Below are 15,504 nucleotides of genomic sequence, written 5' to 3'. Positions count from 1 at the left end.
GCCGACGGAACCCTCCGAACATGAACGTCGACCCGGACGCCACTCGACCGCAGATCCGCCCGCATCCGAGTCGCGACGGTATCCAGGTTACCGACCCGATCCAGGAGACCCAGTTCTCGCTGTTGACGCCCGACGAGCCCGGGATCGACGACTGCGACCCCGACGAGTTCTACTTCCCCGCCGACGCCGGCGCGACCGTGCGGACCACGGCCGTCGAGACGCCCTACTTCGTCCCGCTGTGGATCCGCGACGCCGAGGGGAACACCGTCGCGGAGGTCTCGGACCAGGAGTCCGTCAGCGTGCCGCCCGGCCGGTACAACGTCGAACTGGCGACGACGCAGGTCAAGCTCCAGTTCGCCATCGAGGGCGGGATCGAAGTCACGTCGATGGGAGACACCGTTCGGATCGCACTCTCCGAGACCGACCGGATCCACGTCGGCGCGCGGTCGGTCCACGAACAGCCGGCGGCGACCGTCACGACGACCGAGCAGCCGGAGGACCTGATGCGGGCGCTCTCGACGCTCGGTTCGGCGCTGAAGACCACCAGCTGCGAGCGGTCGTTCCCGTCGCTACGCGGCCATCCACCGCTCGTGGAGCTCGGCGACCGGCTGGACGTACCGGACTCGATCGCCGCTCCGGAGACGGGGGTCGGCATCGAGGTGCCGCCGATAGAGGAGTACATCTACCCCGTCGTGCCGCTGGCGTACTACACGGGTGCGCGGATCGAACCCGGTCCGTCGCCGCGGATCGCCGGCGAGGACTGGTCGTTCCCGCTCGACGGCGACGACGGCTTCGAGGCCGAAGTCGAGCGCGTGCTGAAACACGTGTTCCTCATGGACTGCGTCACGCGCACCGAAGGGTACTACGAGGTCGACCTCCACGAGCGGGCGGCGGTCGAATCCCTGGTCGACCTGGACTTCGCGGACGTCTACGAGCGGCCCCTGTCGGAGCAGTTGCGGGCGTATCTGGACGTGCCGTTCGACGCGGTCGCCGAGGTCGTACCCAAGTGGAAGCTCACCGCCGACGTGCGACCCGACGCCGCGAACGTCAGCGCGCTCCCGTTCCTCGCGAACGAACTCGCCGTCGTCCGCTGTCCGCACTCTCAGGAAACCCGCGACGAAGCGCTGCAGGAACTCACCGACCAGGTCGAGTCCTTCTTCAGAAACAACCCCGAGGCGCTCCGGCGGAGTACCCGGACACAGACCCGCTCCGAGTCGTCGCCCTCGACTGCGACCTCCGAGATCTTCCGCCCCGAACCCGCCGACAGCATCGAGCAGGCCTACGTCGGCGAGGGGCTTCCGGTCGGCGCGAGCAAGATGACCGTCGACGCCTACTACCGGCGGCTGGAGTTCGAGCCGACGACCGACCCCCAGATTCAGGTCGCTGTCGTCTGCAACGACCAGGAGATGACCGACGAGAACGTCGTCTCCGAGATCTACGGCACGCGCGACTGGATCGAGTTCGGCATCGAAGCCCACGAGCAACTGACCGCGATGGAGATGCGCGAACTGTTGCGGTCGGAGATCGATTTCCTCCACTACATCGGCCACGTCGACGACGAGGGGATCCGCTGTGCCGACGGCTACCTCGACACCCGGCACCTCTCGGAGGTCAACGTCAGCGCGTTCCTCCTCAACGCCTGCGACTCCTACGAGCAGGGCCGCGGCCTCGTCGACGCCGGCGCCATGGCCGGCATCGCCACGGTCACCGACATCGTCAACGAGGCCGCCACCTCAGTCGGCCATACCGCTGCGAAACTGCTCAATCAGGGCTTTTCGCTCGCCGCCACGGTTTCGATCATCAAGGAGTACGAACAGATCGGCCACCACTACCTCGTCGTCGGCGACGCGAGCGCGTCGATCGTCGAGAACCAGTCCGGGACGCCGCACCGGGTCGTGGTCGATCGGCCGGATCCGAGCGAGTATCGGGTCTCTATCTACGGATACCCGTCACTCTCTACACCGATGGGGACGGTCTTCTCTCCGGTGATAGACGGCATCAACCGATTCTACATGAACTCGGGTAAGATGGACGAGTACGAGTTATCCGACGAACAGCTGCGGAGTTTCATCTACAAACAGGATCTCCCCGTGGAGTTCGATGGTGCCCTGCGATGGAGCAGCGAACTAAACGATATCTGAAACTACGGTCCGGTCAGCGAACCACCGGACGCGGCCGTCACCGAGCCGGCCTGCGAGAGCAGCAGCAGCGCGCTGAACATGACGCCGATCCATTTGGGGTTCTCTTCGAGGAATTCGCGGAGTCGCGTTGATTCTTGGCTCATAGCCAAGTGTTTATTCAGGCCGTCTGTGATTGAATTTATCTAAAAGTTCGGGATAAATTAAGACTTGTATTATCAGTATCTTCGACAGAGATTAGAAAACGATATTTCAGACATACCTCAAAATTCGCTAATAGGTTCTGAAACCCGGGGATGGCGGACGGGTGTCAGGGAACGACAACACTCATAGTCGTGTGGACCCGGTGGACTGATAGGAAGTGATGCAGTTCCGTCCGTTCGGGAGGGGGAGTTCGTGACCGTCCGCATCCGGGGAGCGGCGGATATCGGCGACGCGACGACGGTGCTGTTGCTGGCTCCCGACGTGTCCGACCGGCCGACGGACGCCTGTCTGACCGTTCTCGACGGTCTCGACGACCGGATCGACCGGGCGGTCCCGGTCACGATCTCTCAGCCGGCGTCGGAGTGGCTGTCGCTGTGGGAGCGCGAGGCCGACACCGGGCCGCCGCTCGCCGCGTGCGTGGACGTGGATCGGACGACGCGCTCGACAACGGAGACGGCCGACGCCGACGGTCCCGTGCCGGTCGAACGCGTCGTCGACCCGACGGATCTGGAGGCGATCGGTCGCCGGGTCAGCGACGTGCTCCAGCGGGCCGACGACGCCGGCGACCGCGTCGGCGTCGCGGTCCACTCGCTGACCGGCGTGCTCGGCTACGTCGACGAACCGACCGCGTTCAAGTTCGTCTACACGCTCGGCGAGGTGGCTCGACGCGTCGACGGCGTCGTCGTCTTCCATCTGGATCCCGCGGCTCACGACGACGAGACCGTCGAGACGTTCCGGATCGTCTGCGACGCGGTCGTCGACGCCGACCGCGGCCGCTCGGCCGGGGCCGGTCTCTGACGTAATCGAGGGACAGGAAAGGGGTGGCTCTTTATACTTCCCGTCCTTCCCGCCGGATATGCCCCCGGCACGGCACCTCGTCGTCGTCGCCGGTGCCGAGCCCGCGGCCACCGACGCACTGGCGAGCGCGCTTCGCGACGACGGTACCGTCCGGACCGCCTACAGCGCCGACGCCCTCCGCGAAAGCCTCGACGAGGAAGTCGACGTCGTCCTCGTCGACGCCGAACTGGTCGACGGGTCGATCGACTCCCTCCTGACGGACGTTCGCGCGCGCGAGTTCGACTGTCAGGTCGGGGTGTCGGTGTCCGACTCGGGCCGGACGGCCGTCGAGACCGACACCGTCGACGCGGTCGTGAGGCGGGACCCGGTGGCCGTCCGGGAGACGGTGCAGTGGCTCGCGGCGCGCGCACGATACCGGGCGGGGCTGGAGGAGTTCTACGACCTCGCCGAACGCCGAGCGGCGCTGGCCGACGAGGAGGACGCGCTCGACCGACTGGACCGACAGCTCGACCGGCTGCGCCACGACCTCGCGGAGATGTTCGACGGACTGGACGACACCTCGGCGTTCGACGCCGCGCTCGCGCCCGAGGAACGCGATCTCGACTCCCGCGGAGACGGCGACGCGTCTGCCGACGGTTCGAACGAGCGCACGGAGCGCGACGACACGTGAGCCAACGGCTCGCGCGAGAAGTTAAAAGGGATGGCGCCGTATCTCCGGGCGAGGCGACCACATGCCGGCGCGTGACCCCTCGTTCGCCATCCCCGGGCGACCGGAGCGAACCTACCCTCGTAGCGGCGGAGTCGAGTACGAGGGCGAGACGGTCTTCGTCCTCACCCCGGAGGCCGACCGCTCGGACGGCGACCTCGAAGCGCTCGTCACCGACGTGATCGACGCCGACACCTACCGCTCGGGTGATTTTATGGAGCTGCCCATGCCGCTGTATCTCGTCCGCGACGAGGCGACCGCCGACGTGTTCCGCGTCACCGTCCGCAACCGCGCCGTCCAGTTGCACGTCCTCCCGGAGACGGATTCGGAGGGGCTGAGCCGCTTCTACGACCGAATCTGTCGGGAATCCGACTGCGAGTGGTCGGTGGCCTGTCGAACGGATTTCGGGTGACGGCCGCGGTCCCCGCCAGGTGCCTCGCCCGCCTCTCCCCGGACCGAACCCGTTCGGACGAACGCTCTTGTCGCGGCCCGACCGAGGACGCACCATGCCATCGCTGTCGACGCTGGCGCGTCCGGGGCTCCTCCTCGCGGCGTCCTGTGGCGCCGTGGGTGCCGCCGTCCAGAGTCCCGAGCGGGCCGTCCTGTGGGCGCTCGTCGGGTACTTCCTCGGGAAGTCGATCCAGAGCACGGTCTGGGCGGTCACGGCGGGACCCTCCGCGTGACTCACGCTCCGCCGGGCGAACATCTTCCGGGAAACCGACTCGCGGGAGGGGCACGTCCGTCCCGACGATGGCAGGACAGCAACTGGACCTCCGCGAGATCCCGCCGCCGAAGCGACACCCGAAGATCTTCGACGCGTTCGAGGACCTGGAGAGCGGCGAGGCGCTGACGCTGGTCAACGACCACGAACCGGCGCCGCTGTATCACCAGATGGCCGCCGAAGTCGAGTCGTTTGACGCCGAGGGATACACGGTCGACCGCGTCGGCCCCGACGAGTTCATCGCGACGCTCCCGAAGCGGTAGTCGGACGGTCGCGCCCCTCGCGGTCAGTACTCCGGCCGTTCGGCGTAGTCGATGGGGTCCGCGACGCCGGCTCGCTGGAACGCCTGGAGCCGGAACGCGCAGGCGTCGCAGGTTCCGCACGCCGGCGCTTCCTCGCGGTAGCAGCTCCAGGTGATCCCGTAGGGCACGCCGAGTTCGAGCCCGCGTTCGGCGATGTCGGTCTTCGACCACTCGACGAACGGGGCGACGAGTTCGATCTCCGTCTCCGGTTTCGTCCCCACGTTCATCACCCGCTGGAAGGCGTCGAAGAACTCCGGTCGACAGTCCGGATACCCCGAGAAGTCCTCGCTGTGGGCGCCGATGAACACCGCCGAGCAGTCGTTGGCCTCCGCGTAGGAGGTCGCCATCGCGAGCAGGTTCGCGTTCCGGAAGGGGACGTAGGAGGTCGGGACCGCCTCGCTGTCGAGGTCCGCGTCGGCCACGTCCATCTCGTCGTCCGTCAGGCTCGACGCGCCGATCGCCGCGAGGTGGCGCGTCTCGACGTGACAGAAGTCGGCGGCGTCGACCTCGTCGGCGAGCGCCTCGGCGCACTCCCGTTCTCTGGTCTCGGTCTCCTGACCGTAGGACGTGTGGAAGAAGTACGGTTCGTAGCCCCGATCTATCGCCTCGTAGACCGCGGTCGCGCTGTCCATCCCGCCCGATACCAGAATCACCGCTCGGTCGTTGTCAGTCATCGTTTGTCTCTCGTGTCCGCGTTCAGGTCCCCGGCGCGTCGTTCCACAGGTCGACGTGCAGCCGCGGCGTGTACCGGTAGCCGTACTCCGTCGCCAGCTCGGCGACCGCCGCACGCGTCTCGTCCAGCCGCTCGCGAGTCTGCCCCTCGGGCATCAACAGCACGTCCGAGTCCGGGATCGGTGTCCCCGCCGCCTCGCGCACGCGGTCGACGAGCGATTCGATCTCCGCCATATCGTCGCGGCCGGTGACGACGAACTTCAGCTGGGTCTCGTAGTCGTCGACGAGCGCCGCGAGCGCCTCGACGTCGACCCGTCGGTCCTCGTGGCGGTCGGCCCACTCGCCGTCGCCCTTCGGGTCCCGATCGGCGGTCGGCGTGCTGCTCGCCAGCTTCGGGCTGACGCTCGCCAGGTCGATCGGCGCGTCCCGATGGACCGTCCCGTTCGTCTCGACGGTGGTGTGATAGCCCGCGTCGTCGAGCCGGTCGAGCAGCGCGACCACCTCGTCGTGGATCATCGGTTCGCCCCCGGTCACGACGACGTGGTCGGCCTCGTCGTGTTCGCCCACCGCGTCGACGACCTCGTCGATCCCCATCCGGGCGTGGGTCGGCTCCCACGACGTGTGATAGGAGTCACAGAACCAGCACCGGAGGTTACAGCCGCTTGTCCGGACGAACACGCTCGGGACGCCCGCCAGCTTCCCCTCCCCCTGCAGCGAGTAGAACAGCTCGTTGACCGGCAGCGCCGCCTCGCCGTCGGGGCGGTCGGCCGTCTCGCCGTCGACCGCGTCGTTCACCGGCATCAGTACGCCGCGCGGAGTTCGCTCGTCTCGCTCACTTCGACCGCCACGTCGGAGACCGTCTCGGGGAACGTCTCGCGCAGCTTCCGTTCGAGGACGACCGCCATCACCTCCGCCGTCGGCGGGTGGTCGAGAACGACGGCCGCGTCGCCGTCGCCGCTCGCCTCGAACGCCTCGACCAGCGGGTCGCCCCGCTCCAGCAGGAACATGTGGTCCCATTCGGAGATGACTGCAGTAATATCGCCTTTGTCGACGACCCATCCCTCCTCGCGGAGCCGTCCCGTCACCTCGACGCGGATCTCGTAGTTGTGTCCGTGCGGTCGCGCACACTTCCCGTCGTGATGCTGGAGTCTGTGCCCGGCGCTGATCCGGATCGGCCGGTCGCCGCCGACGACGAGCGTCCGCTCCTCGCTTCCGGTCGCGTCCGATCCGCTTCGCCCCCGTCGAGTCATACTCGGGTATTATCTAAGGTGTACTAAAATGTGCTCATCGAGCTGATTCCGGGTCGGGCGTCGCGACTACGAGCCCGCTGCGGTGTGCGATGACTCTCACTCGACCGTGCGGACGCTTTCAAATTCTCCGATCGTTCGACTCCGACGACTCGTCGGTGTACCACCACGCCCACGCGACGAGGACGGCCTGGAGCGGCAACCGCGCCCACAGCGCCGCGTCGTGCGGGTCACGCAACTGCGCCGGAACGTCCCCCAGCTCGAAGTCGTCGCCGGTCGCCATGTAGACGTTCGCGGGGAACACCGCAACGAGCAGCGCGATTATGCCCCACGCCGAGCGGCGACGCGTCCGTTCGAACAACACACCGATGCCGAGTCCGACTTCCGCGAGTCCGGACAGGTAGACGAGCGTCCGCGGCCGCGGGAACTGCGGCGGCACGACCCGTTCGTACGTCTTCGGAGCGACGAAGTGGAGCACTCCCGCGAGGACGTACGAGAGACCCATGACGTACCGGAGCGGCCGTTTCGAGCGGGCGAGGAGCGTGGAGCGCACGGGTACATCGTTCGAGAGCGATGGCCGAAAGGCTTCCTCCCGTCGGTCGGGATCGGGAAATGCCGCCTCCCGGATTTGAACCGGAGGAGACATGCTCACTCGCTCCGCTCGCTGCGCGTGACTTCCGGGGTTCGAATCGCGCTCGTGAGCATTTTCACTGCTCACGTCGTTCGCAGGAAAATGCCGCCTCCCGGATTTGAACCGGGGACAGCTCGATCTTCAGTCGAGTGCTCTCCCAGTCTGAGCTAAGGCGGCTCGCCGTCGGGCGTATCTCCGAGTGCGGGGAGGGGAGAAAAAAGGATTTCGAAAGCCGGCCCGACCGTTCGACTCGTTGACGCGCCGCGATCAGGGCAGAAACAGGTCGGCGGAGTCGAACTCGGCGCCGCAGTCGTCGCAGACGTAGGTGGTGCCGTCGGTGGTGCTGACGTGCCCGTCGCACTTGGGGCAGGTGGAGCCGTCGATCATAGCCGCCCCTCTCTCGGCGGGACACATAGCCCTTGCGCGTCCTCGCGGGGGTAGTGTTCAGATAAGCCGATTCCATGCGAAAGCGAATGATCTGAGCCAGTCGGCGGCAGTTTCTGGATCGACGTGACTGAAGCAGTTTGAGAACGAAGAGGTACGGCGTTTTATTTCACGAAAGACACGTTCGACACTGTTACGATTTCCGTGGCGTTCGTATCTGAAATCGAGGCCGTGTCGGTGACAGGCTTCTTTCAGTGGGGTAGCGCCATCGACGAGAAACACGGCGTCGTCGACATCGTGTTTCTGGCGAATCTCACCGAAGAACCGTTCTGCGAGAGCGTTTGTTCTCGTTGTTTCAAGCCGTGTATGGAGTAATTCGTTCGATTCGGGATCGACCGCTGCGTACAGCCAGTATTGCTGGTCGTCGATTTGGATCACGGTTTCGTCGACCGCAACGTGATCCGGTGAGCGACCAGTCTCCGGCTGTAGATCGGCCTTGTGAACCCAATTATGAACGGTGGATCGTGCCCGGTCGACACCGAATACTTCAAGAAACGAAACAGTATTCGAAAGCGAAAGTCCAGCAAGATGCAGCTGAATACTGAGCTTCATCAGCAGCTTCGGTGTCGCCTCGCGTTCAACAAACTCTAAGTCAATCTCGTCCAAACATCCACCGAGGCGGTCGTTTTCGGGCATAGATCACTTTGAAAACGTACCGCCTCACCCTTCATCCTTATCTGAACACCGCCCCTCGCGGGTCGCGCGAGACCGGCGCGAGCGCCGGAAACGAGCGTGTGACCACGAAGTATTTGTTTCTGGCACCCCACCTCTCAGTGAATGCATCGCCCGGAGTGGACCGTTTCTGTCCGCCCTCCCCGCCGGGACTGACCGATGAGCGACGCCGACGAGCGCTTCGAGTTCGGCGAGACGGCGCCGACCCGCGAGTACGGGGTCGCGGCGCTGGCGGTCGCCTGCGTCGTCGCAGCGATTCTGGCGACGGCGCTGATCCCGGCGGCGGCGTCGGTCGGGCTCGGCGACGCACCGGCGGAGTCGCTGATACCGCTGCCCGCCGGCGCCGAGAACCGGTCGGGCGACGGCGCGGGCCCGCCGGAATCGGGCGGGAGCGGGTTCGGCGCGCTGAACGTCGGTAACAGCACGTCGGTGGGCGAACCGATCGGGGAGGGCGGGGGGAACCCCTTCCGCTCGCAGGACACGGAGGTCCACTTCCGGGTGCGGAGTCAGGACTCGAACTACTGGCGCACGGGGGCGTACGACACCTACACGGGGAGCGGGTGGTCGCGCTCGGGGCCGAGCGACGCGACGGCGCCGGTCCGGGGGGAGGAGACGCGTTACCGCGTCGAACTCGTCCAGGCGGCGAGCGCCGCGCCGACGGTGTGGCGGCCGACGGACCTCGAACGGGCGGCGGGCGTCTCGCTGACCGAGGGCGGGCTGGCCCGCGCGAACGACCGGTTGTCGGCGGGCGCCAGCTACGTCGGGGTGAGCCGGACGCCGCCGCGGGACCCGGCGGTCCTCCGGGCGAGCGGGCGGGACTACCCGGACGAGATCGAGCGGCGGTACACCCGATTGCCGCCGAGCACGGCGGTGTCGCTGCGGCCGTTCACGAACAACGTCACGGAGGGGACGGAGAACCCCTACGAGACGGCGGCGCGGATCGAGCGGTGGCTGGAGGCGAACAAGGAGTACTCGCTGAACGCCTCGCGGCCCTCGGGGGGTAACGTCGCGCGGGAGTTCGTCACGCGGATGGACGCGGGCTACTGCGAGCACTTCGCGACGGCGATGGTGACGATGCTGCGCAGTCAGGAGATCCCCGCCCGCTACGTCGTCGGCTACTCGACGGGCCGGCAGGTCGGCGCGAACACGTTCCAGGTGCGGGCGATGAACGCCCACGCGTGGGTGGAGGTGTACTTCGCCGACGTGGGGTGGGTCCGGTTCGACCCGACGCCGGGCGCCGAGCGGCTGCGGGCCGAGCAGTCGGCCTACGAGGAGAGCGGCGCGCCGGGGCGGTACGCGCCACAGGAGGAGGGCAGCCCGGGCGAGACGTTCTCGGCCGACGCCGGCGAGAACGGGACGGGGCCGGGAACGGCCACCGACCCGGGGACCCAGTCTGGGCCGGTGGCGACGCCGCCGCCGTCGACGCCGGTGACCCCCAGCGGCCCGGTCGAGACGCCGCCGAGCGAGCCCGACGAACCGACGAGCGGGTACGACGTATCGCTCAACCGGACGGCCGCGCCCGGGGCGACCGTGGAGGTGACGGTCGAAGCGGGCGCCCAGCCGGTCGCGGGCGCGTGGGTCGCGTTCAACGGGGAACAGGTCGGCTGGAGTGGCCGCGATGGGACGGTCACCGGCCGCGTCCCGTTCGCGGAGAACCTGACGGTGACCGTCTCGGGCGGGACGACGACGGGGTCGGACGTTCGAGCCGGCGGCCCGGCGGCGATCGACGCACCGGAGCCGCGGTCCGCGTCAGCGAGCGGGTGGTTCGCCGACCGGAAGGCCGCGGCCGTCTCCCGTACGCTGGCGGACAACGCCTCGCGCCGGGTGTCGAACGGCGCGTCGCGCCGGCAGGCGGCTAACGACACCTCGCGGTCGTTCGACGTGGCGACGAACGCGACGCTGTCGGTCTCCGGCGACGTGCGGACCGGGGCGACCGTGCTCCTCACGGCGACGGTCGACGGCGTGGCTGTCCCCGACGCGACCGTGACGATCGACGGCGAGGCGGTCGCACGGACCGACGCCGACGGCCGAGCGAACGTGGCGCTCCCCGAGTCGCCGGGGAACGCCACGCTGGGAGTCGCCCGTGACCCGATCGCGGGGGAGCGGACGCTCGAACTCGACGGGCTGACCGTCGGGACCGACCCGCTCTGGCCGCTTCCGATCGCCGGCACGCCCGTCGAGGTGACGGCGCGGCTCGGCAACGAGTCGGTCGGCGGGGCGCCGGTCCGCGTCGACGGCGAGCTCGTCGGGACGACGGGCGTCGACGGGACGCTGGCGGTGACGCTCCCGTTCGCGTCGTCGGCGTCGGTCGCCGTCGCCGCGAGCGGACAGACCGCGCGGACGACGGTCGCGAACCCGCTGGTCAACACGGCGGCGCTCGCGCTCGCGACGGTCGCGCTGGTCGCGTTCGCGGCGGTCGGCGCCGCGCGCCGGTCGTTCGACCCGCGAGCGGTCCCGCGGCGGGTCGCGGTCGGGGCCCGGAGGCTCGCTCGCTGGGTCGTCCGCGGGTTCGTCGGCGCCGCGGTCGCCGCGGCGGCGCGCGTCCGGGCGACGCTCGTGTACCTCCGCGGACTGGTCGCGGGCGAGCGCTCGCCGGCCGAACTGCTTGCGGCGCTGGGCGGGTGGCTCGACGACCTGTCGCGGCGGCTCCGCCCCGGCGTGTCTGCGGGCGGAGCGGCCGGACGGAGCGGCGACTCGACGGCCGGACGCGGCGAGGGCGACGGCGACGCCGCTCACCTGACGATCCGGGAGGCGTGGGGTCGGTTCCTCGACAGCGTCTCGGTCCGGCGGCCGCGGACGAAGACGCCGGGGCAACTGGCTGACCACGCGGTGACGGCCGACGGCCTCCCGGCCGAGGCGGTCGCGACGCTGCGCGACGAGTTCCGCGCAGTCGAGTACGGCCCCCGCTCGCCCGACGAGTCCGTCCCGGCCGTGGAGGGCGCTATCGAGCGTATCGAATCGGCGCTCGACGCCACCGAGAGCACCCGTGACGACGCCGACGGGGCGGGCGACGGGGAGGCGGGAGGGAACTGATGGGGACGCTTCGGGCGGCGCTGGGCGGGCTCGGCGTCCTCGCGACGCTGCTGGGGGCGCTGGCGGTCGCGGCGCCGACGGCGGTCGCCGAGACCGCACCGCTCTCGACGCTGGTGAGCGCGGCCGCGGCCGTCGGGCCGCGGGACCTGTTCGTCGTCGGGAGCGCCGCGCTCGGCCTCTCGCTGCTCCGGGCGGCCGTCACCGCGCGCGAGTCGCGACTGGTCTCCGGCTCGCCGGCGGGGAGCCGGCGGTTCGCGGCCGTCGTCGCCGACGAACCGGAGACCGCGACCGCGCCCGACGGGACGCTGGCGGCCGAGGCGTTCGACGAGACGGTCGACCGGGCGGTCGGCGGCGACGAGCGGGCCGGCGAGGAAGTCGGCGAGCGACTCCGCCGGCTCGCCGTCGCGCGGCTCGCTCGTGAGGGGCGGGACCGCGAGTCCGCGGACCGCGCCGTCGCGACCGGGACGTGGACCGACGACCGCACCGCGGCGGCCGTTCTCTCGGGGGACGACGGCCCCGTCGCGACGCTTCGGTCGCGACTCCGACTCTGGCTCGACCCCGAGCGCGAACGCGAACGCCGGATCCGGCGGACGGTCGACGCGCTGGACGAGGTCGCCGAGTCGGCCGCGAGCGACGACCCCAAAGCGGCCGCGAGCGACGACTCCCAAGCGGCCGCGAGCGACGACTCCCAAGCGGCCGCGAACACCGGATCCGAAGACACCGAACGCGAGCCGGCCGGAGGTGTCGAGTCGTGAGCCACGAGCGCGTCTACCGCTTTCGGGTCGGCGCGGTCGCGGCGGGCGCGCTCGTCGCGCTCGGGCTGCTGTACGCGTCGCCGCTGTTGCTGGCCGCGACGGCGATACCGCTGGGATACGTCGTCTACGGCGCGGTTTCGTCGGTCCCGGCGGACGCGGCGGTCGCGGTCGAGCGGTCGTTTTCGGAGGCGACGCCGCCGCCGGGCGAGTCGGTGACGGTCCGACTCACCGTCGAGAACGTCTCCGAGGCGACCCTGTCGGACCTGCGGGTCGTCGACGGCGTGCCGGACGACCTGGCGGTCGTCGACGGCTCGCCCCGAGGCTCGTTCGTCCTCCGGCCGGACGAGACGGCGACGGTCGCCTACGACGTGGTGGCCAAGCGCGGCGACTTCGCCTTTGCCGACCCGGTCGTACGCCTGCGGTCGCTGAGCGCGGGGCGCCTCGTCACCGAAACCGTGCCGGCGGCGGGCGAGCGGGAGCTGTCCTCGCTCGACCCGATGTCGGCGGCGCCGGTCGGGTCGGCGACGCCGGTCAGCGCGGGGACGCACCCGACCGACAGCGGCGGCGAGGGCCTGGAGTTCCACTCGACGCGGGAGTACCGCCCGGGCGACTCGATCGGCCGCATCGACTGGCGCCGGTTCGCGAAGACCAAGGAGCTGTCGACGGTCTCCTACCGCGAGGAGCGGGCGGTCCGGGTCGTCGTCGCCGTCGACGCGCGGGCGGTCGGACGGGTCCGCCCCCACGCCGGCGCGCCCACGGCCGCCTCGCTGGGCGGCTACGCGGCCGAGCGGATCTACGAGACGCTGGTCGACGGCGACGTAACGACGAGCGTCGCCGCGTTCGGGATCGACGAGACCGCCTCGTCGGTGCCGACCGGGGCGGGACCGGTCCCCTGGGTCGACGGCGAGCGCGACGACGCGACCGCGATCGCGCGGACGCTGTTCGACGCCGTCCAGCGCGTCGCCGACGACCCCGACGCCGGCGAGGGGAGCGTGACGGCGACCGACGGGGCGGTCGGCGACGACGGACCAGCGGACGACGGAGCGGTGAGCGAAGACGGGGCGGCCGGCGACCGGGCGGAATCGACGACCCGTCGCGAACCGGCGGCGCCCGACGGCGGCGCGAACGCCGTTGATATCCTCCTCTCGCAGTTCCCGGCGACCGCGCAGGTCGTCCTCGTGACGCCGCTGGTCGACGACTGGCCGGTCTCGTTCGTCCGTCGGCTCCGCCGCCGCGGCTACCCGGTGGTGGTCCTCAGCCCGGGCGCCACGAGCGAGGCGTCGCTGGGCGGGCGCGTCGCCGGCCACGAGCGCGGCGTTCGCTTGGCGGACGTGTCCGCGACCGGCGCGACCGCCGTCGACTGGGACCGGGACGACCCCATCGAGGGCGCGCTGGCGGCCGCGCTGTCGCGGCTGTCGGGAGGGCCCCGTGGCTGACGAACACGCTCGCGATGCGGCGACCGACGACGCGGCCGCGATACCCCCCGCGACCGCCGCCGACTCGCCCGGGGAGTCGCGAGCGGGAGCGAGCGGAGCGGTCGAACGGAGCGGGGAGTCCGGGGGAGGCGGTGCGCCGACGAGGGCCAGCGCCGCGGTCGTCCTCGTCGTCTCGCTGGCGGCGGCCGTGGCGTTGATCGGGGGCGCCGGACCGACGCTTTCCGTCGTCGTCGCGGTCGCACACGCGGCTGTCTTCGCGGCGAGTCTGTGGCTGGTCGACCGCGACCGGTGGCGCGGACCGGCGACGGCGGCCGCGGGCGTGCTCGCCCTCGGCGTCGGGGCGAGCTTCGCCGTCGCGGTCGGCTACGCGTTCCTCGACCTGCTCGCCGCCGCGTACCCGGTCACGGCGGTCTCGCAGATCCGCCCTCGCGGACTCCGGATCGTCAGCGCGACCGCCGTCGTCCTCGGCGGGACGCTCGCGCTGGTCGGCGGGTTCGCGACGGTCTCGGGGCGACTCCACTCGGGGACCGTCTGGGCGTACGCGAAACTCGCCGTCAAGACGTTCGTCGTCTCGCTGGTCGCCGCCGCGGTCATGCTCCTGACCGCACTGTTCGCGCGCTTCGGCGGTGCGAGCGAGGCACCGGTGTTCGCCCCGCTCGTCGAGCGCGTCGGCAGGGCCGTCGGCGCCGTCGTCGCGCCGGTCCCCGGCCGCACGCACCTGCTCACGTTCGCGCTCCTCGTCGCGGCGGCGTCGCTGACGGTCGCTCGCGGCGTCGACGCGCTCCCCGTCGCCGAACTGTCGACGCCGCGGACCGACGACCGCGTCGAGGCGGCGGCCGAAGCGGTCGTCCGCGGTGCCCGACGGACGCTCGTCGGCACCGCGTTCGCGCTCCCCCTGACGCTGGTCGAGTTCGTCCTCGTCCCGGCTGACCTCCGCTCGCTGGTCACGCCGGGGGTCTACGGCGTCCTCGCGGCCGTGACCGCGAGCCACGCGCTTCGCGCGCTCCTGCTCGCGACCGCGCTCGTCGCCGGCGGGACCGCCGCGGCGGTCTGGCTGCTCGGGCGGTTGGCCCGGGGGCGAGCGGCGGACGCCGTCGTCGCGCTCACGCCGTTCCTCGGGGGCGGCGCGGTCGTCGCGCTCGCCGTCGCGCTCCACGGGGTCGTCCTCTCGCCGACGCTGTCGTTCGTCGCCGACGCGCTCCCCGGGGCGTTCGAGACGACGTTCACCCGACAGTCCGGCGCGGTCGTCGAGTTCTACGGCTCGCTCCCGGTCGTCACGACGCTCGCGGCCGTCCTCGTCGGCATGACCGCCGCGCTCTCGCTCGCGCTCGCGCTGGTCGCGAGTGCCGGCGCGCTCCCCGAGTCGGCGCCGGGCCCGGCGCTCGCGGCCCTCGGCACCTTCGTCGCCGCCGCGTTCGCCACCGGTGCGGGCGTCGGCGCGCCGCTCGTCCTCGGCGCCGTCGTCGCCAGTTTCGTCGTCTGGGACGCCGGCGAGTACGGGGCCGCCCTCGGTCGCGAGGTCGGAACCGCCGCCGACACGCTCGCCCCCGAATCGGTCCACGTCGGCGCCACGCTCGCCGTCGGCGCCGGCGGCGCCGTCCTCGCCGCGGCCGTCCACCGCGTCGCCGCGAACGCGACGATCGCCGACGTGACGACCGTCCCCTTCGCCCTCGCCGTCGTCGTCGCCGGGCTCCTGTTGCTCGTCGCCGCGCTACGGTAGCCCCGAAAACACAGACCCGACTCGA

The 15,504-nt window shown here is 70.5% G+C and carries 16 protein-coding genes and 1 tRNA gene; 10 read left to right on the top strand and 7 right to left on the bottom strand.

Features of this window, described 5'->3' with window-relative positions; all coding sequences use genetic code 11:
* Nucleotides 1-20 precede the first annotated feature (20 nt).
* Nucleotides 21-2,141, top strand: coding sequence for a hypothetical protein (locus HZS55_RS20825; protein WP_179909450.1), 2,121 nt, complete (start codon nt 21-23; stop codon nt 2,139-2,141).
* 2 nt (nt 2,142-2,143) lie between these two features.
* Here HZS55_RS20825 and HZS55_RS20820 read toward each other — a convergent pair whose 3' ends face one another.
* Nucleotides 2,144-2,284 (bottom strand): DUF7503 family protein, encoded by a 141-nt coding sequence (locus HZS55_RS20820; protein ID WP_179909449.1) that lies wholly within the window; start codon nt 2,282-2,284, stop codon nt 2,144-2,146.
* A gap of 250 nt (nt 2,285-2,534) precedes the next feature.
* Here HZS55_RS20820 and HZS55_RS20815 point away from each other — a divergent pair, with 250 nt between their 5' ends.
* From HZS55_RS20815 to HZS55_RS20795, 5 genes are all read left to right on the top strand, one after another.
* Entirely contained in the window at nt 2,535-3,140 is a 606-nt protein-coding gene (locus HZS55_RS20815) for a DUF7504 family protein (RefSeq protein WP_179909448.1), read from the top strand.
* 58 nt (nt 3,141-3,198) lie between these two features.
* Complete coding sequence (locus HZS55_RS22900) at nt 3,199-3,810, top strand: response regulator transcription factor (RefSeq protein ID WP_179909447.1); 612 nt, start codon at nt 3,199-3,201, stop codon at nt 3,808-3,810.
* Nucleotides 3,811-3,871: 61 nt separating this feature from the next.
* Nucleotides 3,872-4,258 carry a hypothetical protein gene (locus HZS55_RS20805; RefSeq protein ID WP_179909446.1) on the top strand — a complete coding sequence of 129 codons (387 nt, stop codon included), beginning with the start codon at nt 3,872-3,874 and terminating at the stop codon, nt 4,256-4,258.
* Between the two features lie 94 nt (nt 4,259-4,352).
* On the top strand, nt 4,353-4,529 hold the full coding sequence (locus HZS55_RS20800) for a hypothetical protein (protein WP_179909445.1): 177 nt from the start codon (nt 4,353-4,355) through the stop codon (nt 4,527-4,529).
* A 67-nt stretch (nt 4,530-4,596) separates the two neighbouring features.
* Nucleotides 4,597-4,830: a DUF2249 domain-containing protein gene (locus HZS55_RS20795; protein ID WP_179909444.1), complete on the top strand. Its 234-nt coding sequence runs from the start codon at nt 4,597-4,599 to the stop codon at nt 4,828-4,830.
* Between the two features lie 23 nt (nt 4,831-4,853).
* Here HZS55_RS20795 and queC read toward each other — a convergent pair whose 3' ends face one another.
* The 6 genes from queC to HZS55_RS20765 all read right to left on the bottom strand — a co-directional run bounded on the left by queC (nt 4,854) and on the right by HZS55_RS20765 (nt 8,499).
* Nucleotides 4,854-5,543 (bottom strand): 7-cyano-7-deazaguanine synthase QueC, encoded by a 690-nt coding sequence (gene queC / locus HZS55_RS20790; RefSeq protein WP_179909443.1) that lies wholly within the window; start codon nt 5,541-5,543, stop codon nt 4,854-4,856.
* Nucleotides 5,544-5,565: 22 nt separating this feature from the next.
* The gene (locus HZS55_RS20785; protein ID WP_179909442.1) at nt 5,566-6,342 is read right to left on the bottom strand and encodes a 7-carboxy-7-deazaguanine synthase QueE; all 777 of its coding nucleotides are present in this window, start codon (nt 6,340-6,342) and stop codon (nt 5,566-5,568) included.
* Nucleotides 6,342-6,791 (bottom strand): 6-pyruvoyl trahydropterin synthase family protein, encoded by a 450-nt coding sequence (locus HZS55_RS20780; protein ID WP_179909441.1) that lies wholly within the window; start codon nt 6,789-6,791, stop codon nt 6,342-6,344. Before HZS55_RS20780 ends, HZS55_RS20785 begins: the two co-directional genes overlap by 1 nt.
* A gap of 118 nt (nt 6,792-6,909) precedes the next feature.
* Nucleotides 6,910-7,293 (bottom strand): DoxX family protein, encoded by a 384-nt coding sequence (locus tag HZS55_RS20775; RefSeq protein ID WP_179911944.1) that lies wholly within the window; start codon nt 7,291-7,293, stop codon nt 6,910-6,912.
* Nucleotides 7,294-7,522: 229 nt separating this feature from the next.
* Nucleotides 7,523-7,596: transfer RNA gene (locus tag HZS55_RS20770), tRNA-Phe, on the bottom strand.
* A 267-nt stretch (nt 7,597-7,863) separates the two neighbouring features.
* On the bottom strand, nt 7,864-8,499 hold the full coding sequence (locus HZS55_RS20765) for an IS6 family transposase (protein WP_179909440.1): 636 nt from the start codon (nt 8,497-8,499) through the stop codon (nt 7,864-7,866).
* A gap of 195 nt (nt 8,500-8,694) precedes the next feature.
* Between HZS55_RS20765 and HZS55_RS20760 the strand changes: the two genes are divergently transcribed.
* From HZS55_RS20760 to HZS55_RS20745, 4 genes are read left to right on the top strand one after another with little or no spacing between them, the layout of a single operon-like run.
* Nucleotides 8,695-11,568 (top strand): transglutaminase domain-containing protein, encoded by a 2,874-nt coding sequence (locus HZS55_RS20760; protein ID WP_179909439.1) that lies wholly within the window; start codon nt 8,695-8,697, stop codon nt 11,566-11,568.
* Nucleotides 11,568-12,323 (top strand): DUF7269 family protein, encoded by a 756-nt coding sequence (locus HZS55_RS20755; protein WP_179909438.1) that lies wholly within the window; start codon nt 11,568-11,570, stop codon nt 12,321-12,323. Before HZS55_RS20760 ends, HZS55_RS20755 begins: the two co-directional genes overlap by 1 nt.
* Nucleotides 12,320-13,759 carry a DUF58 domain-containing protein gene (locus tag HZS55_RS20750; protein WP_179909437.1) on the top strand — a complete coding sequence of 480 codons (1,440 nt, stop codon included), beginning with the start codon at nt 12,320-12,322 and terminating at the stop codon, nt 13,757-13,759. Before HZS55_RS20755 ends, HZS55_RS20750 begins: the two co-directional genes overlap by 4 nt.
* Entirely contained in the window at nt 13,752-15,479 is a 1,728-nt protein-coding gene (locus HZS55_RS20745) for a DUF7519 family protein (protein ID WP_179909436.1), read from the top strand. Before HZS55_RS20750 ends, HZS55_RS20745 begins: the two co-directional genes overlap by 8 nt.
* Nucleotides 15,480-15,504 lie beyond the last annotated feature (25 nt).

The sequence above is a fragment of the Halosimplex rubrum genome, assembly GCF_013415885.1.
Taxonomy (GTDB): Archaea; Halobacteriota; Halobacteria; order Halobacteriales; family Haloarculaceae; genus Halosimplex; species Halosimplex rubrum.
Note: the sequence above shows the minus strand (reverse complement) of the source record. Positions and strands in the feature narration are given on the sequence as shown.

Bases quoted from the DNA above. Each gene is read 5' to 3' on its own strand.
- HZS55_RS20825 (WP_179909450.1), top strand. From the start codon at position 21: ATGAACGTCGACCCGGACGCCACTCGACCGCAGATCCGCCCGCATCCG.
- HZS55_RS20820 (WP_179909449.1), bottom strand. From the start codon at position 2,284: ATGAGCCAAGAATCAACGCGACTCCGCGAATTCCTCGAAGAGAACCCC.
- HZS55_RS22900 (WP_179909447.1), top strand. From the start codon at position 3,199: ATGCCCCCGGCACGGCACCTCGTCGTCGTCGCCGGTGCCGAGCCCGCG.
- HZS55_RS20805 (WP_179909446.1), top strand. From the start codon at position 3,872: ATGCCGGCGCGTGACCCCTCGTTCGCCATCCCCGGGCGACCGGAGCGA.
- HZS55_RS20800 (WP_179909445.1), top strand. From the start codon at position 4,353: ATGCCATCGCTGTCGACGCTGGCGCGTCCGGGGCTCCTCCTCGCGGCG.
- HZS55_RS20795 (WP_179909444.1), top strand. From the start codon at position 4,597: ATGGCAGGACAGCAACTGGACCTCCGCGAGATCCCGCCGCCGAAGCGA.
- queC (WP_179909443.1), bottom strand. From the start codon at position 5,543: ATGACTGACAACGACCGAGCGGTGATTCTGGTATCGGGCGGGATGGAC.
- HZS55_RS20785 (WP_179909442.1), bottom strand. From the start codon at position 6,342: ATGCCGGTGAACGACGCGGTCGACGGCGAGACGGCCGACCGCCCCGAC.
- HZS55_RS20780 (WP_179909441.1), bottom strand. From the start codon at position 6,791: ATGACTCGACGGGGGCGAAGCGGATCGGACGCGACCGGAAGCGAGGAG.
- HZS55_RS20775 (WP_179911944.1), bottom strand. From the start codon at position 7,293: ATGGGTCTCTCGTACGTCCTCGCGGGAGTGCTCCACTTCGTCGCTCCG.
- HZS55_RS20765 (WP_179909440.1), bottom strand. From the start codon at position 8,499: ATGCCCGAAAACGACCGCCTCGGTGGATGTTTGGACGAGATTGACTTA.
- HZS55_RS20760 (WP_179909439.1), top strand. From the start codon at position 8,695: ATGAGCGACGCCGACGAGCGCTTCGAGTTCGGCGAGACGGCGCCGACC.
- HZS55_RS20755 (WP_179909438.1), top strand. From the start codon at position 11,568: ATGGGGACGCTTCGGGCGGCGCTGGGCGGGCTCGGCGTCCTCGCGACG.